We start from the raw sequence: 23,727 nt of genomic DNA, 5'->3' as shown, positions 1-23,727 counted from the left end.
AAAATCACAAGATTTTAACTGCTGTTTTTTGTGTCATGATGATGGGTTTGTTAATAAGGAAACGTTTACTTGAACTCTTTCTTGATACTATGCGGTCAATTAAATTATAATAGACTAAAGTGTGTATAAATGGAGGTATTTGCAATGCAAAAATATGCAGTTGTATTAGCTGCTGGTAAAGGTACAAGAATGAAATCTAAACTTTACAAAGTACTACATACAGTAGCTGGAGAAGCAATGGTTCAACATGTTATAGATAGTGTGAAAAATGCAGGTGTTGATAAAGTCGTAACAGTTGTTGGGCATGGTGCTGAAAAAGTCAAAGAAACAATCGGTCATGCATCTCAGTTTGTACATCAAGAAGAACAATTAGGAACAGCACATGCAGTAAAGACTGCTAAAGATATATTAGGTACTGAAAAAGGCACAACAATTGTTGTATGTGGAGACACACCATTAATCAGTGATGAAACGATTAAAAACTTATTAGATTTTCATGAGTCTGAAAGTGCAGTAGCAACTGTCTTGTCTGCAAAAGTTGATAACCCGTTTGGTTACGGCAGAATCATTCGCGATGAAAATGGTTTGATTTCTGGAATTGTCGAACAAAAAGATGCTTCTTCTGCTGAAGCTGAAGTTAATGAAATAAGTTCTGGTATATTTGCTTTCGATAACGAAAAGTTGTTTGAAACACTTGAAAAAGTAAACAATGATAACGCGCAAGGTGAATATTATTTACCAGATGTGATTCGCATCCTAAAAGAAGAAAATGAAAAAGTTTCTGCTTTTATTACGAACGATGTTGACGGCATTATGGGTGTGAATGATAGAGTGCAACTTGCGAAAGCGGAACAGAAAATGAAAGAACGTATTAATCATCAACATATGCTAAATGGCGTAACAATTATTGATCCAGCTACAACTTATATCGGGAAACAAGTCGTAATTGGTGAAGATACAGTTGTAGAACCAGGTGTAAGACTTTCTGGCACAACAATTATAGGAAAAAATGTTACGATAGGAATGAATTCTGACATCAAAAATAGTACAATTAAAGATGATGCTGCAATTAAACAATCTGTTATTACAGATTCAGTTGTAGGCGAAAACGCTACAGTAGGACCATTTGCACAATTAAGACCAGGTTCTGAACTAGGCAAAGATACGAAAATTGGTAACTTTGTTGAAACTAAAAAGGCTGTCTTAAAAGATGGGGCTAAAGTTTCACACTTAAGTTATATCGGAGATGCAGAAGTAGGTGCAAGAACAAATATTGGTTGTGGTTCTATCACTGTAAATTATGATGGCGTGAATAAATTCCGTACGGTTATAGGAGATGATGTATTTATTGGATGTAATTCAAATCTAGTTGCACCAGTAGAAATTGGAGATGGATCATTCATAGCAGCAGGGTCAACAATTACAGATGATGTACCAAATGAAAGCTTGGCGCTAGGTCGCGCTAGACAAACGACAAAAGAAGGATATTATAAAACGAAATAAAAGGAGCCGTCAAAACATGAGTCAAAATGATATCGGAGGAACAGAAATGTTGAACACTGAATATAAGAACTCTTCATTAAAAATATTTTCGCTTGAAGGTAACCAACCATTAGCACAAGAAGTTGCCAATTTAGTAGGGATTCCATTAGGTAAATCTACAGTTAAGAGATTTGCTGATGGTGAAGTTCAAATTAATATTGAAGAAAGTATCCGTGGTTGTGATGTGTTTATTATTCAACCAACATCAAACCCAGTGAATGAACACTTGATGGAATTATTAATTATGATTGATGCTTGTAAACGTGCATCAGCAGCAAATATTAATATTGTAATGCCTTATTACGGTTATGCAAGACAAGACCGTAAAGCTAGAAGCCGTGAACCAATCACTGCTAAACTTGTGGCAAATATTATTGAAAAAGCTGGCGCAAGCAGAATGATAGCACTTGATTTACATGCACCTCAAATTCAAGGGTTCTTTGACATACCGATTGATCATTTAATGGGCGTACCAATTTTATCAAATTACTTCTTAGAAAAAGGTTTAGATCCTGAATCAACAGTAGTTGTTTCACCTGACCATGGTGGCGTAACAAGAGCGCGTAAAATGGCTGACCGTCTAAAAACACCTATCGCTATTATTGATAAACGTCGTCCGAAACCGAACGTAGCAGAAGTTATGAATATTGTTGGAGATATTAATGGTAAGACTGCCATCATTATCGACGATATTATTGATACAGCTGGAACAATTACATTAGCAGCAGATGCACTTGTTAAAAAAGGTGCAAAAGAAGTATATGCTTGTTGTACACACCCTGTATTATCAGGACCAGCAAAAGAACGTATCGAAAATTCTCAAATTAAAGAATTAGTTGTTACAAACTCTATTCAATTACCAGAAGATAGAAAACCTTCAAACGTTAAAGAATTGTCTGTAGCAGAATTATTAGCACAAGCAATTGTTAGAGTATATGAACAAGAATCTGTTAGTGTGCTATTTGATTAATTTATAATATTCGTGTATAATAACACACGGTTCATTTTTATGGACTAAATAACCACTTACAAGCAGCAATTGTTGTTGATGGGTAAGTGTAGGAGCGCATATTGCGCATAAATGAAAGGTGGAAAAGATAATGACTTCATTAAAGTCAGTTATCCGTCAAGGTAAACAAACTCGTTCTAGTTTACGTAAATTAAGAGCTTCAGGTGTTATTCCAGCAGTCGTATACGGTTACGGTGCTAAAAATACATCTGTTAAAGTTGATGAAGTTGAATTCATCAAAACAATTCGTGAAGTTGGACGTAACGGCGTTATCGAATTAGGTGTTGGTTCAAAAACAATCAAAGTTATGGTTTCAGATTATCAATATGATTCTCTTAAAAACCAAATCACTCACGTTGACTTCTTAGCTATCAACATGAAAGAAGAATTAACTGTAGACGTACCTGTAGTATTAGTAGGTGAATCAGTTGGTGCTTCTGAAGGTGGCGTAGTTCAACAACCATTATTCGACTTACAAGTTACAACTACTCCAGATGCAATTCCTGAAAATATCGAAGTTGATATTACAGAATTAGCTATTGGTGATAGCTACTTAGTAGGCGACTTAGATGCAACTGATAAATACACTATCGAAAACGATAAAGAAGAAGCAGTTGTAACAGTAGTTCCTCCAACAGAAGAACCTGCTGAAGATGCTGAAGAAACTGCAGCTGAAGAAGCTGATGCAGTAGCAGAAGAAGAAGCTGAAAAAGAAGAAGCAGCAGAAGAAGAAGAAAAATAATATTTTTTAAATCTTCAACCCAACACATTTGTGTTGGGTTTTTTTATTTGAGTATAGATAGATGAAATAAATCACAAAAATGCTATAATATATACTTAGTATTAATATGGAGGTTACAACATGAAATGTATTGTTGGACTTGGAAATATCGGAAAGAAATATGACCTTACACGTCATAATATTGGCTTTGAAGTAGTTGATAAATTGCTTGATCGTCACCAATTAGACTTAGATAAACAAAAATTTAAAGGCGCATATACAATAGGGCTTATAAATGGAGAGAAAGTAATGCTTATTGAGCCTATGACTTTCATGAATTTATCAGGTGAAGCTGTAAGACCACTAATGGATTATTATAATATAGATATAGAGGATCTAGTTGTACTCTATGATGACATGGACCAATCTCAAGGTCATTTGAGACTACGTCAGAAAGGAAGTGCTGGTGGTCATAACGGTATGAAGTCTTTAATTCAACATTTAGGGACAGATCGTTTTAACCGTATTAGAATCGGAATTGATCGTCCTACAAATGGTATGAGTGTACCGAGTTATGTGCTTCAAAAGTTCTCTGATGATGAAATGATTACAATGGAAAAAGTGATCGATCGCGCAGCAGATGCTTGTGAAGCTATAATTAAAGGCGAAACTTTTCAGAATGTGATGAACCAGTATAATGGTGAAGTTATATGAAACACGTTATCCATGAAATCATACAAGCAGATGAACGATTTCAAGAATTAACGCAAATATTTGGAGAAAAGAACATACTCATAACAGGACTGAATCAGTCGAGTAAAGCGCTACTCATATTAGAACAATATCTTAAAAACGATAAACAACTCGTTATCGTAACAAATAACTTGTATCAGGCGGATAAATTAGAAGCGGATATTCTTCAATTATTACCACCTGAAGAAGTATTTAAGTTTCCTGTACAAGATATTATGATAGAGGCGTTCTCGACGCAAAGTCCCGATTTAATGAGTGAACGTATTAGAACATTAACCCAACTTGCTCAAGGCAAGAAGGGCTTATTTATCGTGCCTATAAACGGGTTGAAAAAACAATTAACACCGAAGCATATTTGGAATGAACATTATAAATCGATTCAAATAGGTGATGATATTGATTTAGATGAATGGGCTAATCAATTGGTTGATATGGGCTATAAGAGGCAATCGTTAGTATCAGCAGTTGGTGAGTTCTCGATTCGTGGTGGATTGATTGATATCTATCCGGTAACTGGAGACCCAGTTCGAATTGAATTGTTTGATACTGAAGTAGACGGTATGAGATTGTTTGACGTTGAAACACAACGTTCTTTAGGTAATGTTGAACAAGTTGAAATTACAACGGCTAGTGATTATATTTTTACAAGTGAACAAATTAGCCAGCTTCCAGAACGTATGGAAGATGCATATGAAAAAACAAGGCAACAACTAGCTACAGAAATGCGTCCCGACTTAAAAGATACGTATCAAACGATATTGATGCAAAGTGATGAATTGAAAGATCATCAAATTTTAAGACGTGTGATTTCGTTTATGTATGATGAAGTCACAACTTTAACAGATTATTTTGCGGATGATGCACTTGTTGTTGTAGACGAATATAATCGAATTAAAGAAACTGAACATTCATTAGATGTTGAAATCGAAGAATTTACGCAATCGCTAATAGAATCAGGGCAAGGATTTATTGGTCAACGTTTTATTTCAGAACATGCTTTTACAGAACTGTTACATCAACATAAAATTGCCTATTTCACTTTATTTACTGCAAGTATGCCAGTTGAAATTGAAGAGATGGTAAAATTCTCATGTAAACCTGTTCAAAGATTCTATGGACAATATGACATTATGCAATCAGAGTTTGATCGCTTTATGAAACAAGGATTCACAGTCGTATTATTAGCAGAATCCGAAACGAGAAAGTCTCGTATTCAAAGTATGTTAAACGACATGAAAATTCCAACTGTTATAGATAGGGTAGAACAAGTCGGTGATAGAGGACAGGCTATCGTAACAGATGGCGCGCTGTCAGAAGGATTTGAATTACCTTATATGAAACTTGTCGTCGTGACAGAAAAAGAACTTTTCAAAGCACGTGAAAGAAAACAATCTAAAAGAAGACAAAAGTTATCTAACGCTGAAAAAATAAAATCTTACCAAGAATTGAATGTGGGAGATTATGTTGTACACGTACATCATGGTGTTGGTAAATATTTAGGTGTTGAAACATTAGAAGTATCCGGCATTCATAAAGATTATATTAAAATTCAATATAAAGGTACCGATCAACTATTTGTACCAGTTGATCAAATGAATGATGTTCAGAAGTTTGTTGGATCCGATGATAAAGAGCCAAAGGTGAATAAACTTGGCGGTACAGAATGGAAAAAGACAAAAGCTAAAGTTCAAAAAAATGTGGAAGACATTGCGGATGAACTGTTGAAACTTTATCAAGAGCGAGAACAAGTTGAGGGTTATCAATACGGTCCGGATACTGAAGAACAAATGACATTTGAAATGGACTTTCCATATGAACCTACGCCTGACCAAGTCACTTCTTTAGAAGAAATTAAAGCAGATATGGAAAAAAGAAGACCGATGGATAGACTGCTTTGTGGTGATGTTGGCTATGGTAAGACTGAGGTAGCGATAAGAGCTGCATTTAAAGCAGTCTTGGAAGGTAAGCAAGTAGCCGTGCTCGTACCAACAACGATTCTTGCCCAACAGCATTTTGAAACATTCAGAGAACGTATGCAAGAATATCCAGTAGAAATTCAAATGATGAGTAGATTTAGAACGCTTAAACAAGTAAAAGAAACGAAAGCAGGTATCAAATCTGGATTTGTAGACATTGTTGTAGGTACACATAAATTACTAAGTAAAGATGTTGAATATAAAGATTTAGGATTATTAATCGTCGATGAAGAACAAAGATTTGGTGTGAAACATAAAGAAAGAATTAAAGCATTAAAGACAAATGTAGACGTTCTTACTTTAACAGCTACACCAATTCCGAGAACACTTCATATGAGTTTATTAGGTGTTAGAGATTTATCTGTTATTGAAACACCACCTGAAAACAGATTCCCTGTTCAAACATATGTATTAGAACAGAATATGAGTTTTGTTAAAGAAGCACTAGAACGTGAACTTTCACGTGGTGGACAAGCATTCTATTTATATAACCGCGTGCAGTCTATATATCAAAAGAGTGAACAGTTATCTATGCTCATGCCTAATGCGAGAATTGGCGTTGCTCATGGACAAATGACAGAACGAGAATTAGAAGAAACGATGTTGAATTTTGTTGATGGAGAATACGATATTTTAGTAACAACGACGATTATTGAAACGGGTGTCGATGTTCCAAATGCTAATACATTGATTATTGAAGACGCTAATAGATTTGGATTGAGTCAATTGTATCAATTACGTGGACGAGTTGGCCGTTCAAGTCGAATTGGTTATGCATATTTCTTACATGAACAAAATAAAGTACTGACTGAAGTTGCAGAGCAAAGACTGCAAGCTATTAAAGAATTTACAGAACTAGGTTCAGGATTTAAAATTGCCATGCGAGATTTGAATATTCGTGGCGCAGGAAATCTATTAGGTAGTCAGCAGCATGGATTCATAGATTCTGTAGGTTACGACTTATATTCTCAAATGTTAGAAGAAGCGGTTAATGTGAAACGAGGTATTGAACCAGAATCAGAAGTACCACAACTAGAAGTGGACATTAAAATAGATGCTTATATTCCAGCTGAATACATTAAGAATGAACAAGCCAAAATTGAAATGTACAAAAAATTAAGATCAATTACGACTCAATCTCAATTGGAAGATATTCAAGATGAATTAATTGATCGTTTTGGTGAATATCCTGTTGAAGTTCAGCGTTTATTAGATGTTGTGGAAGTAAGATTGAACGGTATTCATTTCGGTGTTACAGAAATTAAAGAAGTCGCTAAAGTGATACAATTGACAGCTTCGGAATATACAACAAATCATCTAAAAGGTGACGTGTTGTTTAAAGTTACAGAACCATTAGGTAGAAAATTAAAAATAGCTGTTTCAGACAATCAAATGGTGTTTAAATTACAAAAATCAAAACAATGGTTAGAAGATCTGAAATTCTTAACTAATGTGATCAATGAAAGTTTGGTAGACGATGACACAATCTAAACCCATTTTTAATAGTGTATTGTTGTTAACAGGTACGATGGTCATTGTTAAAATTTTAAGCGCAATTTATAGAGTACCTTACCAGAATGTTTTGGGTGATGAAGGATTATATGCATACCAACAAGTATATCCGCTTGTTGCGATTGTAAGTGTTGTAAGTTTAAACGCGCTTCCTAGTGTGATGAGTAGCTGGATGATTCAACGTAAACAATCACAAATAGTAGGTATGTTCTGGTTCTTACAAATGACTTGTTTATTATTAAGTGTAGTCATATTTTTAAGTGCACACTTGATAAGTGGACTGATGGGTGACGCGAACTTAGCGCCTATGATTCGTATGGCGAGTTTAGCGCTAATACCACTTGTATTTATCTCAATGGTACGAGGGTATTATCAAATGAAACATCAGATGAACTTTATTGCCGTTTCACAGGTGATTGATCAAGTCGTTAGAGTCGGTGTGATTTTAACCGCGATCTTGCTGTTTGTTGGCTTGAATATTTCAATTTATCAAGCTGGCACAATCGCAATCAGTGGATCTGTATTGGGATTAAGTTGTATTGCAATTTACTTCTGGTTTAAAAGAAAACCTAGACTGAGATTTTCCTGGGAAATAAAGTTGCAAGACACTAAAAATATCGTGACGATGACAATTTTGTATGCCATTTCTTATTTGATATTGATCTTATGGCAAATTGTAGATTCATTTACGCTTATACATTTGTTGCAAGAGAATGGATATAGCTTTCATGAGAGTATAAAAGTAAAAGGTGTGTTTGATAGAGGTGCTTCATTAATTCAGATGGGGCTTATCATCACAACGACATTTAGTTTTGTGCTTATTCCATTGTTAACAGAACAACTGCAAAAGAAAAACCATCAACTCGTAAATGAATATGCTAATACATCGTTGAAGATAACAGTGTTATTTAGTATGGCTGCTGCATTTGGCTTAATGAACTTACTGCCATTATTAAATACTGTATTCTTTAAGACGAATGAATTGATCGGCACACTGAGCGTCTTTATGCTTGCAGTTGTATTTGTGACTTTTATCATCATGTATACAGCTTTATTGCAAGTGAAATTAAATAGAAATATATTATTTATTGCGCTCATGATTGGTATGGTAGCGAAATTGATCGGGAATTACTGGTTTGTACTGCAGTTTGGTATATTTGGTGCAAGTTTGTCGACCGTCTTGTCACTCGCTATATATACATTGATTTTGCATATACGTGTAATGAAGTTTTATCAATTTCAACGTATGGGTTTATTTATGATTAAAGTAATCACTTTGCTTGCGATCATGTCTGTATTTGTACAAGCGGTACTGCTCATTCCAACGCACACGAGAATGACCAGTTTATTAATTATGTTAATGGCAGGTATTGTTGGCGTAATGGTTGTCATAATAGGTATAATAAAAATGAAAATATTAATAAAAGATGAATGGAAACATTTGCCTTTAATGGATAAAATAATAAAGGAGTAATTAACATATGGCACAACAAATTTTAGTTGTTGGCTTAGGTAATTATAGTTTAGAAGAATTGCCAATGGGCGTTTACCGCAAACTTCAATCAGCTGATGTTATATATGCGCGTACGTTAGACCATCCAGTCGTTAAAGAATTAGAAGACTTAAATTGGCAAGGTTTTGATTATATTTATGAAAAGCACGATGATTTCCTTAATGTATATTCTGAAATTGTCGATACATTGATTGAAAAAGCTGAACATGAAAACATTATTTATGCGGTACCTGGTGACCCAATGGTAGCTGAAACAACGACGCAGCTTTTGTTAGAGAAAGCACCGGATGTTCACGTGTTAGGTGGGAAAAGCTTTCTAGATGATATGTTCAGAGCTGTTAATATTGACCCAAATGACGGGTTTACATTATTAGATGGAACAAGTTTGTCTGAGACTTCATTAAATATAAGAACGAATACGATTATTACCCAAGTGTATGATCAATTAGTTGCATCGGATATTAAAGTTACATTGATGGAAAGATATTCAGATGACCATCCTGTGCAACTTGTTTCTAATGCAAGACTAGGTGAAGCGGAAGTTATTTCATGTCCATTGTATGAAATGGACCATCATGCTGAGCTATCAAATTTAACAAGTTTATTCATTCCGAAAATAACTGAAGATGAACAACTTTACGGTGATTTTCAATATTTAGAACAAACTATTGATACATTTGTGTCTGAAGAAGGCTGTCCATGGGATAAAGTACAAACCCATGAAACATTGAAACGTTATGTGCTTGAAGAGGCGTTTGAATTAATAGAAGCAATTGATGAAGATGATATTGATCATATGATAGAAGAACTTGGAGACATATTGTTACAAGTGATGTTACATGCTGCGATTGGAAAGAAAGAAGCGTACTTTGATGTAAGAGAAGTGGTACAAACATTAACGTCTAAGATGATACGTAGACATCCGCATGTGTTTGGTGACCAAGAAGCGAATGATATTGAAGACCTCAAGAAAATTTGGAATGATGAAAAACAAAAAGAAGGCAAAGTTAAACGTGAGAAACTAGAAAAAATATTTGCTGATTACTTTTTGAAGTTGTATGATAAAACCAAATTAGAGGGATACGGTGAACAATCATTAAAAGAATTTATAAATAAAGGAGATTTAACAATTTGAGATTAGATAAATATTTAAAAGTATCTAGACTGATTAAACGTCGTACACTTGCTAAAGAAGTGAGTGACCAAGGTAGAGTTAAAGTAAATGGTCAAGTTGCTAAAGCAGGAACGACTGTAAGTGTTGAAGATGAATTAGAAATTAGATTAGGTAATAGAATAATTGTTGTCAAAGTGACGGGATTATCTGAACATGCTAATAAAGAAAATGCGAAGACAATGTTTGAAGTCATTAAAGAAGAAAAAATTCAAGATTCTATATAAATAAGGAGGTACACCAATGGCGCAAAAAATTAAAAATCTAGATAATGAATATACACAGTCCCAAAACAAACAAAAAAAGACTGTCAATAAAACGCGCCAAGTGATACGCAAGCGACTTACCTTATTTGGTGGAGTATTATTGTTAATAATGGTTATTATGATCGTCATGCTGTTTCTACAAAAAAATCGTAATGATGAATTAGTACAAGAGCGTAAAGAAAAAGCTGTCAAGTATGAAAAATTGCAAGATAAAGAGATAGAACTTAAAGAACAAATTAAACGACTGAACGATAAAGAATATATAGAAAAACTCGCGAGAAGCGAATACTTTTTAAGCAATGATGGTGAAATTATTTTTAAATTACCAGAAGACAAAAAAGACGCGGAAAATGATAAATAATCTGTTTATGGCGTTGTATAATTTTGTATAGAAGCATATAATAAGGTTAAAGTGAATTTATATCAGGAGGATACAGTAATAATATGTCAATTGAAGTAGGCAATAAAGTCAAAGGGAAAGTTACAGGTATTAAGAATTTTGGTGCATTTGTTGAATTACCTGAAGGGAAAAGTGGCCTTGTGCATATCAGTGAAGTTGCTGATAACTACGTCGAGAACGTGAATGACCATTTAACTGTAGGCGATGAAGTAGAAGTTAAAGTATTAACAGTAGCTGAAGATGGAAAGATTAGTTTATCTATAAAAAAAGCTAAAGAACGTCCAAAGCGCCAAGCGCCTAAGAAAGAAGCTAAGCCTGAAGACTTTGAGAAGAAATTATCAAACTTTTTAAAAGATAGTGAGGATAAGTTAACATCTATTAAGAGACAAACTGAATCACGTCGTGGCGGTAAAGGTGCAAGACGATAATGGATTATAATAAAAAGAGGCTAATTAGTTGAGCCTCTTTTTATTTTGACAAGATCAAATGAATTTTTGAAAATTGAGGTGTGTAATCATGCTGAATGTAACTTGGCAACAAGAGGATGATTTAGCTTTAGCTGTTTCTACAGGGATAGATAGCATGTCACTTTTACACATGTTAAATACAACTTATAAAGACACATATCATAAGTTAATTTGTTTACATGTCAACCATGGTTTAAGAGAAGCCTCTCGAGAAGAAGCGGAATTTATTAAACAATTTTGTGAAAAACATCATATTGAAATATATATCAAGACATTGGATTTGAGCGAAACAGTTAGTCACAATAAGAGCATACAAGATATTTCTAGACAAATGAGATATGAATGGTTTGATGAAATGATGAAACAAACCGGTAGCGATGTATTGTTGACAGCACACCATATGGATGACCAAAAAGAAACCATTGCTTATCGATTATTTACTGGGAGAATTGGCCGTGCACCTTTAGGTATTCAACAAGTTCAAAAAAGAAATGATTATATGATTTGTAGACCGTTGTTAAATGTATCCAAATCATTTATAAAACAATATCAACAAGAAAATGATTTTAAGTACTACGAAGATGATTCAAATAAAGATAGTAAATATACTCGCAACTATTTACGAAATCAGTTGTTGCCTGTTATTGAAGAAAGATCAGAATTTTCAACAGATCATTTACTGGATTTGAATCAATGGATGAATGATGCAAGAAAATTAATTATAACTGCAGCAGATAATTTTATTGCTAATGAAATAAAACTGTCTGATCAAGTTGAAATTAATCGTGATGCATTTAATCAGCTGAACGATTTAATTAAGATTCAAGTATTAGATCAATTAATGGCTCAATATGTTAAACGAAGATATAGCGAGAAGTCATATAAAGAATGGATGCACGTATTTAAAAATTTTTCAAAACAATCCGTCATTCCTATATCTGATGATTGGCAGTTTATAGTAGCATATGATAAATTATTACTATGTGAAGATATTGAGTTCAATGTAAATTCTAAATTTATAAATCGTAATGAACAATATGTATTTGGGAATTGGTTAATTGAAACGAAAGACATAGCATCGCCTTTATTTGTAAGAACGAGAATGTCTGGAGATCGTGTTCAGTATTATAACCGGGGAAATAAACATCACAAAAAAGTTAACAGAATCATGATTGACAACAAGATTGACATACATAAAAGAAACAATTGTCCAATTATTTTAAATGATGATGACATTATTGCAATTGGTGATTTTTGGATAGATTCTAACTTTAAAAACGCACTAACTATTACTTATATTGGAGATGACTTTAATGAAAGACTCGATTAAGTCTGTTGTATTATCAGAAGAACAGATTCAAGAAAGATGCAAAACATTAGGAAAGCAAATCACAGAGGATTATAATGGGAAGACACCTATTTGTGTAGGTATTTTAAAAGGTTCAATCATGTTTATGGCCGATTTAATTAAATACATTGATACACACGTAGAATTAGACTTCATGGATGTTTCTAGTTATCACGGTGGTACAGAATCAACTGGAGAAGTTAAAATTTTAAAAGACTTAAGTACTTCTGTTGAAAATAGAGATGTTATTATCATTGAAGATATTTTAGAAACAGGTACAACTTTAAATTCTATCGTTGATTTATTGAAATATAGAAATGTTAATTCTATTGAAATCGTAACATTGTTAGACAAACCGATGAAACGTAAAGTAGATATCGAAGCAAAATATGTCGGAGAAAAAATTCCTGATGAATTTGTTGTAGGATACGGACTAGATTATGCTGAGAAATATCGTAATTTACCATACATTGGCACACTTAAACCAGAAATATATCAATGATGCGTATAAGCAAGTTTAATTACTAGCGTATGAAATTACAAATATGGTAAAATTTTTGTTAGTTTTATTAATTGAGTAGGAGGACAAATTGAATGCAAAAAGCTTTTCGTAATATATTAATGATCGCGCTTTTAGCTATCGTCCTATTTGGTGTATTCCAGTTCATTAATGGCAATGGACAATCACCAAAACAGCTTACATATAATGAGTTTATGACGAAGCTAGAAAAAGGCGATTTAAAAACGTTAACTATTCAACCAGAACAGAATGTTTATATGGTTAGCGGTGAATTGAAAAAAGGTAAAGATGAAACATATACATCTTCTATTTTATTTAATAATCAAGATGACTTGAAAAAAATAACAGCAACTGCTGAGAAACAAGATGATTTGAAATTTAATGTTAAAGAAGAAGAAAAACAAAGTGTGTTTGTTAGTGTATTAACAACGCTTATTCCAGTTTTAATTATTGCATTTTTATTCATCTTCTTCTTAAGCCAAATGCAAGGCGGCGGCGGTGGCGGCGGCCGAGTAATGAACTTTGGTAAGTCAAAAGCCAAGCTATATGATAATCAGAAGAAACGTGTAAGATTCTCTGATGTAGCAGGTGCCGATGAAGAGAAACAAGAGTTAGTTGAAATAGTTGATTTCCTTAAAGATAATCGTAAATTCAAGAAAATGGGTGCGCGTATTCCGAAAGGTGTTTTACTAGTTGGTCCTCCAGGTACAGGTAAAACATTACTTGCTAGAGCTGTAGCAGGTGAAGCGGGTACACCATTCTTCTCAATCAGTGGTTCAGACTTCGTTGAGATGTTCGTTGGTGTCGGTGCAAGTCGTGTGCGTGACTTATTCGAGAACGCTAAGAAAAATGCACCATGTATTATCTTTATAGATGAAATTGATGCTGTTGGTCGTCAACGTGGCGCTGGTGTTGGTGGCGGTCACGATGAACGTGAACAAACATTAAACCAATTATTAGTAGAAATGGATGGATTCGGTGAAAATGAAGGTATCATTATGATAGCTGCAACTAACCGTCCTGATATTTTAGACCCTGCATTATTACGTCCAGGACGTTTCGATAGACAAATCCAAGTTGGACGCCCAGATGTAAAAGGACGTGAAGCAGTACTTAAAGTACATGCTCGTAATAAACCGTTAGACGAAACTGTTGACTTAAAAGCCATTTCTCAAAGAACGCCTGGTTTCTCTGGTGCAGACTTAGAGAACTTGTTAAATGAAGCATCATTAGTAGCAGCACGTTCTAACAAAACGAAAATTGATATGAGAGATATCGAAGAAGCGACTGATAGAGTTATTGCAGGTCCAGCTAAGAAAACAAGAATGATTTCTGAAAAAGAAAAAAATATTGTTGCTTATCACGAAGCGGGTCATACAATTATCGGTTGTGTATTGGATGAAGCAGAAATGGTTCATAAAGTTACAATCGTTCCACGTGGTCAAGCTGGTGGATATGCAATGATGCTTCCTAAAGAAGATCGTTACTTTATGACTGAACCAGAATTATTAGATAAGATAGTAGGTTTACTTGGTGGTCGTGTATCTGAAGAAATAAACTTTGGAGAAGCATCAACAGGTGCTCATAATGACTTCCAACGTGCAACAAACATTGCGCGTAAGATGGTTACTGAATATGGTATGAGTAAAAAATTAGGTCCATTACAATTCGGTAGTACGGATAGTGGCCAAGTATTTTTAGGTAAAGATATGCAATCTGAACCAAATTATTCAGACCAAATTGCTTATGAAATTGATTCAGAAGTACAACGTATCATTAAAGAACAATACGAACGTTGTAAACAAATTCTAACTGAACATAAATCACAATTAGAATTAATTGCTAAGACACTTCTAGTAGAAGAAACATTAGTAGCTGAACAAATTCAATCATTATTCCATGAAGGTAAGTTACCAGAAGTTAAATATGATGATTCTCATCTTAACCAAAATGAAGACTCAGATGAAGATAAATATGAAGGTGACTTAACGCAACAAGAAGGTACATTAGATATTGGCGATGATGAAGTTGGTAAATCATATGAAGAAGTTAAAGAAGAAGTGTCACATGATAAACGTCGTGAAGACAAAGATTCAGATAGTGATTCAGACGAACCAGCTCATGAACAAGAGCCAAATATCGATGACCTAGGTGACAATAAACCGACAGATCGTAAAGAATAATTTCACAAAAGTCCCTTTCAACAATTTGATTGAGAGGGGCTTTTTTTAAAGAAGGAGTATAAAACATGACAAAAGATTATTTAGTAAGAGGATTAGCTTTCAATGATGAAGTGAGAGCTTTTGCTGTTCAAACAACAAATACAATACAAGAAGCACAAACACGCCATTACACATGGCCAACAGCTTCAGCAGCATTAGGTAGATCAATGACAGCTGGTGTGATGATGGGATCAATGCTAAAAAATGAAGAAAAATTAACCGTAACAATTGATGGCGGAGGACCAATTGGTAAAATTATGGTCGATGCTAATGCGAAAGGTAAAGTAAGAGGATACGTACAAAATCCACAAACGCATTTCCCATTAAATGATCAAGGTAAATTAGATGTTAGACGTGCTGTTGGAACAGACGGTATATTAAGTGTCGTAAAAGATATCGGATTGAAAGATTACTTCACAGGTTCTACACCAATTGTTTCTGGAGAACTTGGCGAAGATTTCACTTATTATTTTGTAACAAGTGAACAAGTGCCTTCAGCTGTTGGTTTAGGTGTATTAGTAAATCCTGATAATACAATTAAAGCAGCAGGAGGTTTCATCATTCAACTTATGCCTGGTGCACCTGAAAAAACAATTTCAGCAATTGAAGAAAAAATTAATCAAATGGAACCTGTATCTAAATTGATCGATAGAGGATTATCACCAGAAGAAATAATTGAAACAGTATTAGGTAAAGAAAATACTAGAATTATTGACCATATGGATGTTGAGTTCAAATGTAATTGTTCTAGAGAAAAATTCCTAAATGCAATTAAAGGTCTTGGAGAAGCAGAAATTGATGCAATGATTAAAGAAGATCATGGTGCTGAAGCAGAATGTCATTTCTGTAGAACAAAGTATCAATATAGCGAAGAAGAATTAATCGAACTTAAGAACGCACTTTAATTTAGTAAATACTTTCACTTTATATGAAGTTTTGTTATAATCATTATATCCGATAAATAAACTAGGGTATAAAAACTATTTAGGAGTGAAGCGTAAATGGCTAAGAGAGTAAATAATATTGTAGAATTAATTGGAGATACACCTGTAGTTAAATTAAACAAAGTAGTTGAAGAAGGTTCAGCAGACGTTTATGTAAAGTTAGAATATCAAAACCCAGGTAGCTCAGTTAAAGATAGAATTGGTTTAGCGATGATTGAAGCTGCTGAAAAAGAAGGCAAAATCAAACCGGGCGACACAATTATTGAGCCAACATCTGGTAACACAGGTATCGGTTTAGCAATGGTTGCAGCAGCTAAAGGTTATAAAGCTGTATTTGTAATGCCGGATACAATGAGTAGCGAACGTCGTGCTTTATTAAAAGCTTATGGCGCTGAATTAGTATTAACACCTGGTGCAGAAGGTATGAAAGGTGCTATCAAAAAAGCTAAAGAATTAAAAGAAGAAAAAGGCTATTTTGAACCACAACAATTCGAAAACCCAGCGAACCCTAAAGTCCATGAATTAACAACTGGTCCTGAACTTGTTGAACAATTTGAAGGTGTTCAAATTGACGCTTTCTTAGCTGGTGTAGGTACTGGTGGTACTTTATCTGGAGCAGGTAAAGTTCTTAAAGAAAAATATCCTAATATTCAAATAGTTGCGATTGAACCAGAAGCTTCTCCTGTTTTAAGTGGTGGTTCACCAGGTCCTCATAAATTACAAGGTTTAGGTGCAGGTTTCGTACCAGATACTTTAAACACAGATGTTTATGACGATGTTATTAAAGTAGGTAATGAAGAAGCAATGGAAATGTCTAGAAAAGTTGCTAAAGAAGAAGGTATCCTTGGTGGTATTTCATCTGGCGCTGCAATTGTAGCTGCATTGAAAAAAGCTAAAGAACTAGGTAAAGGCAAAACAGTAGTAACAGTTCTTCCAAGTAATGGTGAGCGTTACCTATCTACACCACTTTACGCTTTTGAAGACTAATTGATAAATAAATGATCATAAAATAAGTATCACGTCTATAATAAATAACTTTTGAAGTTATTTCATTTAGGCGTGATTTTTTAAATTTGTTATAATAAATTTATCTATGAAAAAGGAAGGAAGACTATCTTGGTGAATACGAAAATTATGGGTATATTAAATGTTACGCCAGATTCATTTTCTGACGGTGGTTCATATAATAGTGTAGATAAAGCGAGACAACACGCTGAGAAACTTATCTCAGAAGGTGCGGATATTATTGATATCGGTGGTGTATCTACTCGCCCAGGTTATACAGAAGTAAGTTTAGAAGAGGAATTGGATAGAGTTATCCCAGTTGTAGAAGCGCTCAGTGATTTAGATGTACAACTTTCAGTAGATACATACAGAAGTAAAGTTGCTGAAGAATCTTTAAAAAGAGGCGTAACGATGATTAACGACCAGTGGGCTGGTTTATATGATCCGAATATATTGAACGTCGTTGCAGAATATAATGCTGAAATTGTGTTAATGCATAACGGCGACGGCAAGAGAGATGTTCCGGTAATGGAAGAATTATTGCTTACTTTATTAAAACAAGCAAACCAAGCAGAGATTTGTGGCATACCCGAAAAAAATATTTGGTTAGATCCTGGTATTGGTTTTGCAAAGTCTAGAGAAGAAGAACGTATTGTTATGTCGCGATTAGATGAATTGGTCGCTACAGGTTACAATGTGTTGCTTGCGACAAGCCGAAAGCGATTAATTAATGACTTATTAGGTGGCGAAAGTAAAGTTGATGAACGTGATGAAGGTACAGCAGCAACAACAGCTTACGGAATTGAAAAAGGTGTCCATGCTGTTAGAGTCCACAATGTACAAATGAACAAAAGAGTAGCTAAGACGATAGATGCTCTGAAGGAGATTCGATTAAATGGATAGAATAATATTAGAAGGCATGTCTTTTTACGGATACCATGGTGCAATTGAAGCGGAAAATGAACTAGGACAAATCTTTATAGTAGATTTAGAATTATATTTAGATCTTTCTGAAGCGGGCGAAACAGATGACTTAGAAAAGACTGTTCACTACGGTGAAGTATTTGAAGTTGTCAAAGAAATTATGGAAGGTAAACCGGTAAAATTAATCGAACATCTTGCAGAACGTATTGCAAAAGAGCTATTTTCGCACTATAATCGAGTATTGGAAACCAAAGTTAAGATTACTAAAAATAATCCACCGATACCTGGACATTATAAAGGTGTAGGTATTGAGATAGTGAGGAAGAGATAAATGCATACTGCATATTTAGGTTTAGGCAGTAATATGGGAGATAGGCAACATCAACTGCAAGAAGCTGTTAAATTGCTGAATGAAATGGACGGTATTCAAGTTATTCAAGAATCTCCAATATATGAAACGAAACCAGTAGGATACACAGATCAACCTGATTTTTTAAATATGTGTATTGAAATCTCAACTGAATTAGAATCATCAGAATTATTGAAAGTTTGTATGATGGTAGAACAACAACTTCACCGTGTTCGAGTTGAAAGATGGGGACCACGTACAATTGATATAGATATTTTATTATATGATCAATCTGTTATTCAATCACCAGAACTAGAAGTACCTCACCCTAGAATGACTGAAAGAGCATTTGTGATGATACCTTTGAATGATATCGCCTCAAATGTTGTGGAACCTATATCGAAGAAATATATTTGGGAGCTATTGCCAAACGATGAACATGTAGTAAAGTATAATGGTGAAAGTAAATAATCTACGTGTGGTTTAAATAAAATAACAAGTGTAATTTAAATAAGGAGTGGAAAATCATGTCAGAAGAAATGAATGACCAAATGTTGGTTCGTAGAGAAAAATTACAAGAATTAAGAGATTTAGGTATCGATCCTTTCGGTAAGAAATTTGTCCGCAGTGGAGACTCTAAATCATTACACCAAGAATGGGACGAATTCAGTAAAGAAGAATTACATGATAAAGAAGACGAATCAGCTGTTGCTATCGCAGGTCGTTTAATGACTAAAAGAGGTAAAGGTAAAGCTGGATTTGCACATGTTAAAGATATTACTGGTCAAATTCAAATTTATGTTCGTAAAGACCAAGTAGGTGACGAACAATTTGAAATATGGAAACATGCAGATTTAGGTGATATCGTAGGCGTGAAAGGTGTTATGTTTAAAACGAATACTGGAGAATTATCTGTTAAAGCGAAAGAATTCACTGTTTTAACGAAATCTTTACGTCCATTACCAGATAAATATCATGGTTTACAAGATATTGAACAACGTTACCGTCAACGTTACCTAGATTTAATTACAAGTGAAGAATCAACTAAAACATTCATTACAAGAAGCCAAATCATTCAAGAAATGAGAACTTACTTAAATAATAAAGGTTTCTTAGAAGTAGAAACACCAATGATGCACCAAATCGCAGGTGGGGCTTCAGCTCGTCCTTTCGTAACACATCACAATGCGTTAGATGCTACTTTATACATGAGAATTGCAATTGAATTACACTTGAAACGATTAATCGTAGGTGGATTAGAGAAAGTATATGAAATTGGAAGAGTATTCCGTAATGAAGGTGTATCTACAAGACATAACCCTGAATTTACAATGATTGAATTGTATGAAGCATATGCTGATTACAACGACATTATGGATTTAACTGAATCTATGGTAGCAGCAATCGCTGAAAAAGTATTAGGTTCTACAACTGTACAATATGGCGAAGAATCTATAGATTTAGCACCAAACTGGAGAAGATGGCATATGGTTGATGCCGTTAAAGAATATACGGGTGTAGATTTCTATGAAGTTAAAACTGATGAAGAAGCACATGCTTTAGCAAAAGAACATAATATAGAAGTAGAAGATCGTATGACATATGGTCATATTCTGAATGAATTCTTTGAACAAAGAGTAGAGGAGAAACTTATTCAACCTACATTTATTTATGGACACCCAATCGAAATATCACCATTAGCTAAGAAAAATCCTGAAGATCCAAGATTCACTGACAGATTCGAATTATTTATTGTTGGTAGAGAGCATGCAAATGCGTTTACTGAATTAAATGATCCAATTGATCAACGTGAAAGATTTGAAGCACAAATGAAAGAAAAAGATCAAGGTAACGATGAAGCACATGAAATGGATGATGACTTTATTGAAGCACTTGAATATGGTATGCCTCCAACAGGTGGTTTAGGAATAGGTATTGATAGATTAGTTATGCTATTAACAAACTCTGCATCTATTAGAGATGTATTACTATTCCCTTATATGAGACAAAAATAAATGTAACTAAAAGCCGTGCACAATTCCATATTGTGTGCGGTTTTATACTTTTGAAAGGCTTTAAAATGCGATTGATGAAGTTTTTTAAAGAAATATAAACTTTTTTATCGTAAAGTGTTGACGAGTGTTTCTAAATTGTGTATTATATAAAGGTCGCTGAAAACAAGCGCATATCAATTCGAGATGTTTGTAAAGAAAGTTAATAAGGTGTAAAATTTACTATTGAAAAGCCTTGATGAGTTCTTTATAATATATAAGGTAAGACAAAAACGAAACAACATTGTCTGGTGGCGATAGCAAAGAGGTCACACCTGTTCCCATGCCGAACACAGAAGTTAAGCTCTTTGGCGCCGATGGTAGTTGGGCTTACGTTCCGCGAGAGTAGGACGCTGCCGGGCAATATTGTTAATTGGAGAATTAGCTCAGCTGGGAGAGCATCTGCCTTACAAGCAGAGGGTCGGCGGTTCGAACCCGTCATTCTCCACCATTTTTGCCGGCCTAGCTCAACTGGTAGAGCAACTGACTTGTAATCAGTAGGTTGGGGGTTCAAGTCCTCTGGCCGGCACCATGTTTTAGAGCCATTAGCTCAGTTGGTAGAGCATCTGACTTTTAATCAGAGGGTCAGAGGTTCGAATCCTCTATGGCTCACCATTTTAAATATACTATATATAAAAATAATTATTTAGCGGAAGTAGTTCAGCGGTAGAATACAACCTTGCCAAGGTTGGGGTCGCGGGTTCGAATCCCGTCTTCCGCTCCATTTTTATTTTTTCTTGCCGGGGTGGCGGAACTGGCAGACGCACAGGACTTAAAATCCTGCGGTAAGTGATTACCGTACCGGTTCGATTCCGGTCCTCGGCACCATTTTTGTTTTTGCGCCCGTAGCTCAATTGGATAGAGCGTTTGACTACGGATCAAGAGGCTAGGGGTTCGACTCCTCTCGGGCGCGCCATTTTAAATAACGGGAAGTAGCTCAGCTTGGTAGAGCACTTGGTTTGGGACCAAGGGGTCGCAGGTTCGAATCCTGTCTTCCCGACTTCTATTAATACTTATGGGGGCTTAGCTCAGATGGGAGAGCGCCTGCTTTGCACGCAGGAGGTCAGCGGTTCGATCCCGCTAGTCTCCACCATTTTAAAAATAGATTATGAACATTGAAAACTGAATGACAATATGTCAACGTTAATTCCAATAATTGAGTACTGAAAGTACTTCAGAGTGATTGGCTTAACCAATCAAAAATGAGCTTATCAAGCTTACTTCTTTTATGGAGAGTTTGATCCTGGCTCAGGATGAACGCTGGCGGCGTGCCTAATACATGCAAGTCGAGCGAACAGATGAGAAGCTTGCTTCTCTGATGTTAGCGGCGGACGGGTGAGTAACACGTGGGTAACCTACCTATAAGACTGGGATAACTCCGGGAAACCGGGGCTAATACCGGATAATATTTTGAACCGCATGGTTCAATAGTGAAAGACGGTTTCGGCTGTCACTTATAGATGGACCCGCGCCGTATTAGCTAGTTGGTAAGGTAACGGCTTACCAAGGCGACGATACGTAGCCGACCTGAGAGGGTGATCGGCCACACTGGAACTGAGACACGGTCCAGACTCCTACGGGAGGCAGCAGTAGGGAATCTTCCGCAATGGGCGAAAGCCTGACGGAGCAACGCCGCGTGAGTGACGAAGGTTTTCGGATCGTAAAACTCTGTTGTTAGGGAAGAACAAATTTGTTAGTAACTGAACAAGTCTTGACGGTACCTAACCAGAAAGCCACGGCTAACTACGTGCCAGCAGCCGCGGTAATACGTAGGTGGCAAGCGTTATCCGGAATTATTGGGCGTAAAGCGCGCGTAGGCGGTTTCTTAAGTCTGATGTGAAAGCCCACGGCTCAACCGTGGAGGGTCATTGGAAACTGGGAAACTTGAGTGCAGAAGAGGAGAGTGGAATTCCATGTGTAGCGGTGAAATGCGCAGAGATATGGAGGAACACCAGTGGCGAAGGCGGCTCTCTGGTCTGTAACTGACGCTGATGTGCGAAAGCGTGGGGATCAAACAGGATTAGATACCCTGGTAGTCCACGCCGTAAACGATGAGTGCTAAGTGTTAGGGGGTTTCCGCCCCTTAGTGCTGCAGCTAACGCATTAAGCACTCCGCCTGGGGAGTACGACCGCAAGGTTGAAACTCAAAGGAATTGACGGGGACCCGCACAAGCGGTGGAGCATGTGGTTTAATTCGAAGCAACGCGAAGAACCTTACCAAATCTTGACATCCTTTGACCGCTCTAGAGATAGAGTCTTCCCCTTCGGGGGACAAAGTGACAGGTGGTGCATGGTTGTCGTCAGCTCGTGTCGTGAGATGTTGGGTTAAGTCCCGCAACGAGCGCAACCCTTAAGCTTAGTTGCCATCATTAAGTTGGGCACTCTAGGTTGACTGCCGGTGACAAACCGGAGGAAGGTGGGGATGACGTCAAATCATCATGCCCCTTATGATTTGGGCTACACACGTGCTACAATGGATAATACAAAGGGCAGCGAATCCGCGAGGCCAAGCAAATCCCATAAAATTATTCTCAGTTCGGATTGTAGTCTGCAACTCGACTACATGAAGCTGGAATCGCTAGTAATCGTAGATCAGCATGCTACGGTGAATACGTTCCCGGGTCTTGTACACACCGCCCGTCACACCACGAGAGTTTGTAACACCCGAAGCCGGTGGAGTAACCTTTTAGGAGCTAGCCGTCGAAGGTGGGACAAATGATTGGGGTGAAGTCGTAACAAGGTAGCCGTATCGGAAGGTGCGGCTGGATCACCTCCTTTCTAAGGATATTACGGAATGACCATTAGGTCATGGAATAACGAAGACATATTGTATTCAGTTTTGAATGTTTATAACATTCAACATTGCACATTGAAAACTAGATAAGTAAGTAAAATAGATTTTACCAAGCAAAAAACCGAGTGAATTTTTAACGAAATTCAACAAGCTTAATAATCGCGCGTCGTCTTTATAGACGACATCACAGATTAATAACTCGTAAAACTGGTAAACAAGTATCATTATTGATACATTCGT

Annotated in this window: 19 protein-coding genes, 8 tRNA genes and 2 rRNA genes; all 29 read left to right on the top strand. The window is 35.8% G+C overall.

All coding sequences use genetic code 11. The features are described from left to right. Positions 1-144: 144 nt before the first annotated feature. The 29 genes from glmU to MUA60_RS14500 all read left to right on the top strand — a co-directional run bounded on the left by glmU (position 145) and on the right by MUA60_RS14500 (position 23,471). Positions 145-1,503, top strand: coding sequence for a bifunctional UDP-N-acetylglucosamine diphosphorylase/glucosamine-1-phosphate N-acetyltransferase GlmU (gene glmU, locus MUA60_RS14640; protein WP_262648893.1), 1,359 nt, complete (start codon positions 145-147; stop codon positions 1,501-1,503). Between the two features lie 46 nt (positions 1,504-1,549). Beyond that, the gene (locus tag MUA60_RS14635; RefSeq protein ID WP_262650635.1) at positions 1,550-2,512 is read left to right on the top strand and encodes a ribose-phosphate diphosphokinase; all 963 of its coding nucleotides are present in this window, start codon (positions 1,550-1,552) and stop codon (positions 2,510-2,512) included. Between the two features lie 130 nt (positions 2,513-2,642). Further along, the gene (locus MUA60_RS14630) at positions 2,643-3,293 is read left to right on the top strand and encodes a 50S ribosomal protein L25/general stress protein Ctc (RefSeq protein ID WP_262648891.1); all 651 of its coding nucleotides are present in this window, start codon (positions 2,643-2,645) and stop codon (positions 3,291-3,293) included. A 120-nt stretch (positions 3,294-3,413) separates the two neighbouring features. Next, entirely contained in the window at positions 3,414-3,986 is a 573-nt protein-coding gene (gene pth / locus MUA60_RS14625) for an aminoacyl-tRNA hydrolase (RefSeq protein ID WP_049320978.1), read from the top strand. Then, complete coding sequence (mfd, locus tag MUA60_RS14620) at positions 3,983-7,492, top strand: transcription-repair coupling factor (protein ID WP_262648889.1); 3,510 nt, start codon at positions 3,983-3,985, stop codon at positions 7,490-7,492. The genes pth and mfd overlap by 4 nt, the downstream gene beginning before the upstream one ends. Next, positions 7,479-8,987 carry a polysaccharide biosynthesis protein gene (locus tag MUA60_RS14615; RefSeq protein WP_262648888.1) on the top strand — a complete coding sequence of 503 codons (1,509 nt, stop codon included), beginning with the start codon at positions 7,479-7,481 and terminating at the stop codon, positions 8,985-8,987. The genes mfd and MUA60_RS14615 overlap by 14 nt, the downstream gene beginning before the upstream one ends. Before the next feature lie 7 nt (positions 8,988-8,994). Further along, positions 8,995-10,161 (top strand): MazG nucleotide pyrophosphohydrolase domain-containing protein, encoded by a 1,167-nt coding sequence (locus MUA60_RS14610; protein WP_262648887.1) that lies wholly within the window; start codon positions 8,995-8,997, stop codon positions 10,159-10,161. Further along, positions 10,158-10,424, top strand: coding sequence for an RNA-binding S4 domain-containing protein (locus MUA60_RS14605; RefSeq protein ID WP_037590337.1), 267 nt, complete (start codon positions 10,158-10,160; stop codon positions 10,422-10,424). Before MUA60_RS14610 ends, MUA60_RS14605 begins: the two co-directional genes overlap by 4 nt. Positions 10,425-10,440: 16 nt before the next feature. Then, positions 10,441-10,824: an FtsB family cell division protein gene (locus MUA60_RS14600; protein WP_262648886.1), complete on the top strand. Its 384-nt coding sequence runs from the start codon at positions 10,441-10,443 to the stop codon at positions 10,822-10,824. A gap of 83 nt (positions 10,825-10,907) precedes the next feature. Further along, positions 10,908-11,291: a S1 domain-containing RNA-binding protein gene (locus MUA60_RS14595; protein ID WP_262648885.1), complete on the top strand. Its 384-nt coding sequence runs from the start codon at positions 10,908-10,910 to the stop codon at positions 11,289-11,291. Between the two features lie 88 nt (positions 11,292-11,379). Beyond that, positions 11,380-12,660 carry a tRNA lysidine(34) synthetase TilS gene (tilS, locus tag MUA60_RS14590; protein ID WP_262648884.1) on the top strand — a complete coding sequence of 427 codons (1,281 nt, stop codon included), beginning with the start codon at positions 11,380-11,382 and terminating at the stop codon, positions 12,658-12,660. Next, complete coding sequence (gene hpt / locus MUA60_RS14585; RefSeq protein WP_037590339.1) at positions 12,644-13,180, top strand: hypoxanthine phosphoribosyltransferase; 537 nt, start codon at positions 12,644-12,646, stop codon at positions 13,178-13,180. The genes tilS and hpt overlap by 17 nt, the downstream gene beginning before the upstream one ends. A 92-nt stretch (positions 13,181-13,272) precedes the next feature. Next, complete coding sequence (ftsH, locus tag MUA60_RS14580) at positions 13,273-15,381, top strand: ATP-dependent zinc metalloprotease FtsH (protein WP_262648883.1); 2,109 nt, start codon at positions 13,273-13,275, stop codon at positions 15,379-15,381. A gap of 65 nt (positions 15,382-15,446) precedes the next feature. Next, positions 15,447-16,325, top strand: coding sequence for an Hsp33 family molecular chaperone HslO (gene hslO / locus MUA60_RS14575; protein ID WP_262648881.1), 879 nt, complete (start codon positions 15,447-15,449; stop codon positions 16,323-16,325). Between the two features lie 96 nt (positions 16,326-16,421). Then, positions 16,422-17,351, top strand: a complete 930-nt coding sequence (gene cysK / locus MUA60_RS14570; protein WP_262648879.1) for a cysteine synthase A — start codon at positions 16,422-16,424, stop codon at positions 17,349-17,351. Between the two features lie 129 nt (positions 17,352-17,480). Continuing rightward, positions 17,481-18,272: a dihydropteroate synthase gene (gene folP, locus MUA60_RS14565; protein ID WP_262648878.1), complete on the top strand. Its 792-nt coding sequence runs from the start codon at positions 17,481-17,483 to the stop codon at positions 18,270-18,272. Beyond that, positions 18,265-18,624 (top strand): dihydroneopterin aldolase, encoded by a 360-nt coding sequence (gene folB / locus MUA60_RS14560; RefSeq protein WP_126476463.1) that lies wholly within the window; start codon positions 18,265-18,267, stop codon positions 18,622-18,624. Before folP ends, folB begins: the two co-directional genes overlap by 8 nt. Continuing rightward, entirely contained in the window at positions 18,625-19,113 is a 489-nt protein-coding gene (folK, locus tag MUA60_RS14555) for a 2-amino-4-hydroxy-6-hydroxymethyldihydropteridine diphosphokinase (RefSeq protein ID WP_107577064.1), read from the top strand. A 56-nt stretch (positions 19,114-19,169) separates the two neighbouring features. Then, on the top strand, positions 19,170-20,657 hold the full coding sequence (lysS, locus tag MUA60_RS14550) for a lysine--tRNA ligase (protein WP_025905552.1): 1,488 nt from the start codon (positions 19,170-19,172) through the stop codon (positions 20,655-20,657). A 283-nt stretch (positions 20,658-20,940) separates the two neighbouring features. Next, a 5S ribosomal RNA gene (gene rrf / locus MUA60_RS14545) occupies positions 20,941-21,055 on the top strand. Positions 21,056-21,068: 13 nt separating this feature from the next. After that, positions 21,069-21,144: transfer RNA gene (locus MUA60_RS14540), tRNA-Val, on the top strand. A 5-nt stretch (positions 21,145-21,149) separates the two neighbouring features. Further along, positions 21,150-21,225, top strand: a tRNA-Thr gene (locus MUA60_RS14535). Positions 21,226-21,232: 7 nt separating this feature from the next. Beyond that, positions 21,233-21,308 (top strand) — tRNA-Lys (locus tag MUA60_RS14530). A 34-nt stretch (positions 21,309-21,342) separates the two neighbouring features. Then, positions 21,343-21,417 (top strand) — tRNA-Gly (locus MUA60_RS14525). 15 nt (positions 21,418-21,432) lie between these two features. Further along, positions 21,433-21,521: transfer RNA gene (locus MUA60_RS14520), tRNA-Leu, on the top strand. A gap of 11 nt (positions 21,522-21,532) precedes the next feature. After that, a tRNA-Arg gene (locus tag MUA60_RS14515) sits at positions 21,533-21,609 on the top strand. A gap of 10 nt (positions 21,610-21,619) precedes the next feature. Beyond that, positions 21,620-21,693, top strand: a tRNA-Pro gene (locus tag MUA60_RS14510). Positions 21,694-21,710: 17 nt separating this feature from the next. Beyond that, positions 21,711-21,786 (top strand) — tRNA-Ala (locus MUA60_RS14505). Between the two features lie 132 nt (positions 21,787-21,918). Beyond that, positions 21,919-23,471, top strand: a 16S ribosomal RNA gene (locus MUA60_RS14500). The last annotated feature ends 256 nt before the right edge of the window (positions 23,472-23,727 follow it).

The organism is Mammaliicoccus sciuri (assembly GCF_025561425.1).
Lineage (GTDB): Bacteria > Bacillota > Bacilli > Staphylococcales > Staphylococcaceae > Mammaliicoccus > Mammaliicoccus sciuri_A.
The sequence above is the reverse complement of the archived record's forward strand: the minus strand, read 5'-3'. Positions and strand labels throughout refer to the sequence as shown.

Excerpts from the sequence above, each read along its gene's own strand:
- glmU (WP_262648893.1), top strand. The coding sequence starts at position 145 with ATGCAAAAATATGCAGTTGTATTAGCTGCTGGTAAAGGTACAAGAATG.
- MUA60_RS14635 (WP_262650635.1), top strand. The coding sequence starts at position 1,550 with ATGTTGAACACTGAATATAAGAACTCTTCATTAAAAATATTTTCGCTT.
- MUA60_RS14630 (WP_262648891.1), top strand. The coding sequence starts at position 2,643 with ATGACTTCATTAAAGTCAGTTATCCGTCAAGGTAAACAAACTCGTTCT.
- pth (WP_049320978.1), top strand. The coding sequence starts at position 3,414 with ATGAAATGTATTGTTGGACTTGGAAATATCGGAAAGAAATATGACCTT.
- mfd (WP_262648889.1), top strand. The coding sequence starts at position 3,983 with ATGAAACACGTTATCCATGAAATCATACAAGCAGATGAACGATTTCAA.
- MUA60_RS14615 (WP_262648888.1), top strand. The coding sequence starts at position 7,479 with ATGACACAATCTAAACCCATTTTTAATAGTGTATTGTTGTTAACAGGT.
- MUA60_RS14610 (WP_262648887.1), top strand. The coding sequence starts at position 8,995 with ATGGCACAACAAATTTTAGTTGTTGGCTTAGGTAATTATAGTTTAGAA.
- MUA60_RS14600 (WP_262648886.1), top strand. The coding sequence starts at position 10,441 with ATGGCGCAAAAAATTAAAAATCTAGATAATGAATATACACAGTCCCAA.
- MUA60_RS14595 (WP_262648885.1), top strand. The coding sequence starts at position 10,908 with ATGTCAATTGAAGTAGGCAATAAAGTCAAAGGGAAAGTTACAGGTATT.
- tilS (WP_262648884.1), top strand. The coding sequence starts at position 11,380 with ATGCTGAATGTAACTTGGCAACAAGAGGATGATTTAGCTTTAGCTGTT.
- hpt (WP_037590339.1), top strand. The coding sequence starts at position 12,644 with ATGAAAGACTCGATTAAGTCTGTTGTATTATCAGAAGAACAGATTCAA.
- ftsH (WP_262648883.1), top strand. The coding sequence starts at position 13,273 with ATGCAAAAAGCTTTTCGTAATATATTAATGATCGCGCTTTTAGCTATC.
- hslO (WP_262648881.1), top strand. The coding sequence starts at position 15,447 with ATGACAAAAGATTATTTAGTAAGAGGATTAGCTTTCAATGATGAAGTG.
- cysK (WP_262648879.1), top strand. The coding sequence starts at position 16,422 with ATGGCTAAGAGAGTAAATAATATTGTAGAATTAATTGGAGATACACCT.
- folB (WP_126476463.1), top strand. The coding sequence starts at position 18,265 with ATGGATAGAATAATATTAGAAGGCATGTCTTTTTACGGATACCATGGT.
- folK (WP_107577064.1), top strand. The coding sequence starts at position 18,625 with ATGCATACTGCATATTTAGGTTTAGGCAGTAATATGGGAGATAGGCAA.
- lysS (WP_025905552.1), top strand. The coding sequence starts at position 19,170 with ATGTCAGAAGAAATGAATGACCAAATGTTGGTTCGTAGAGAAAAATTA.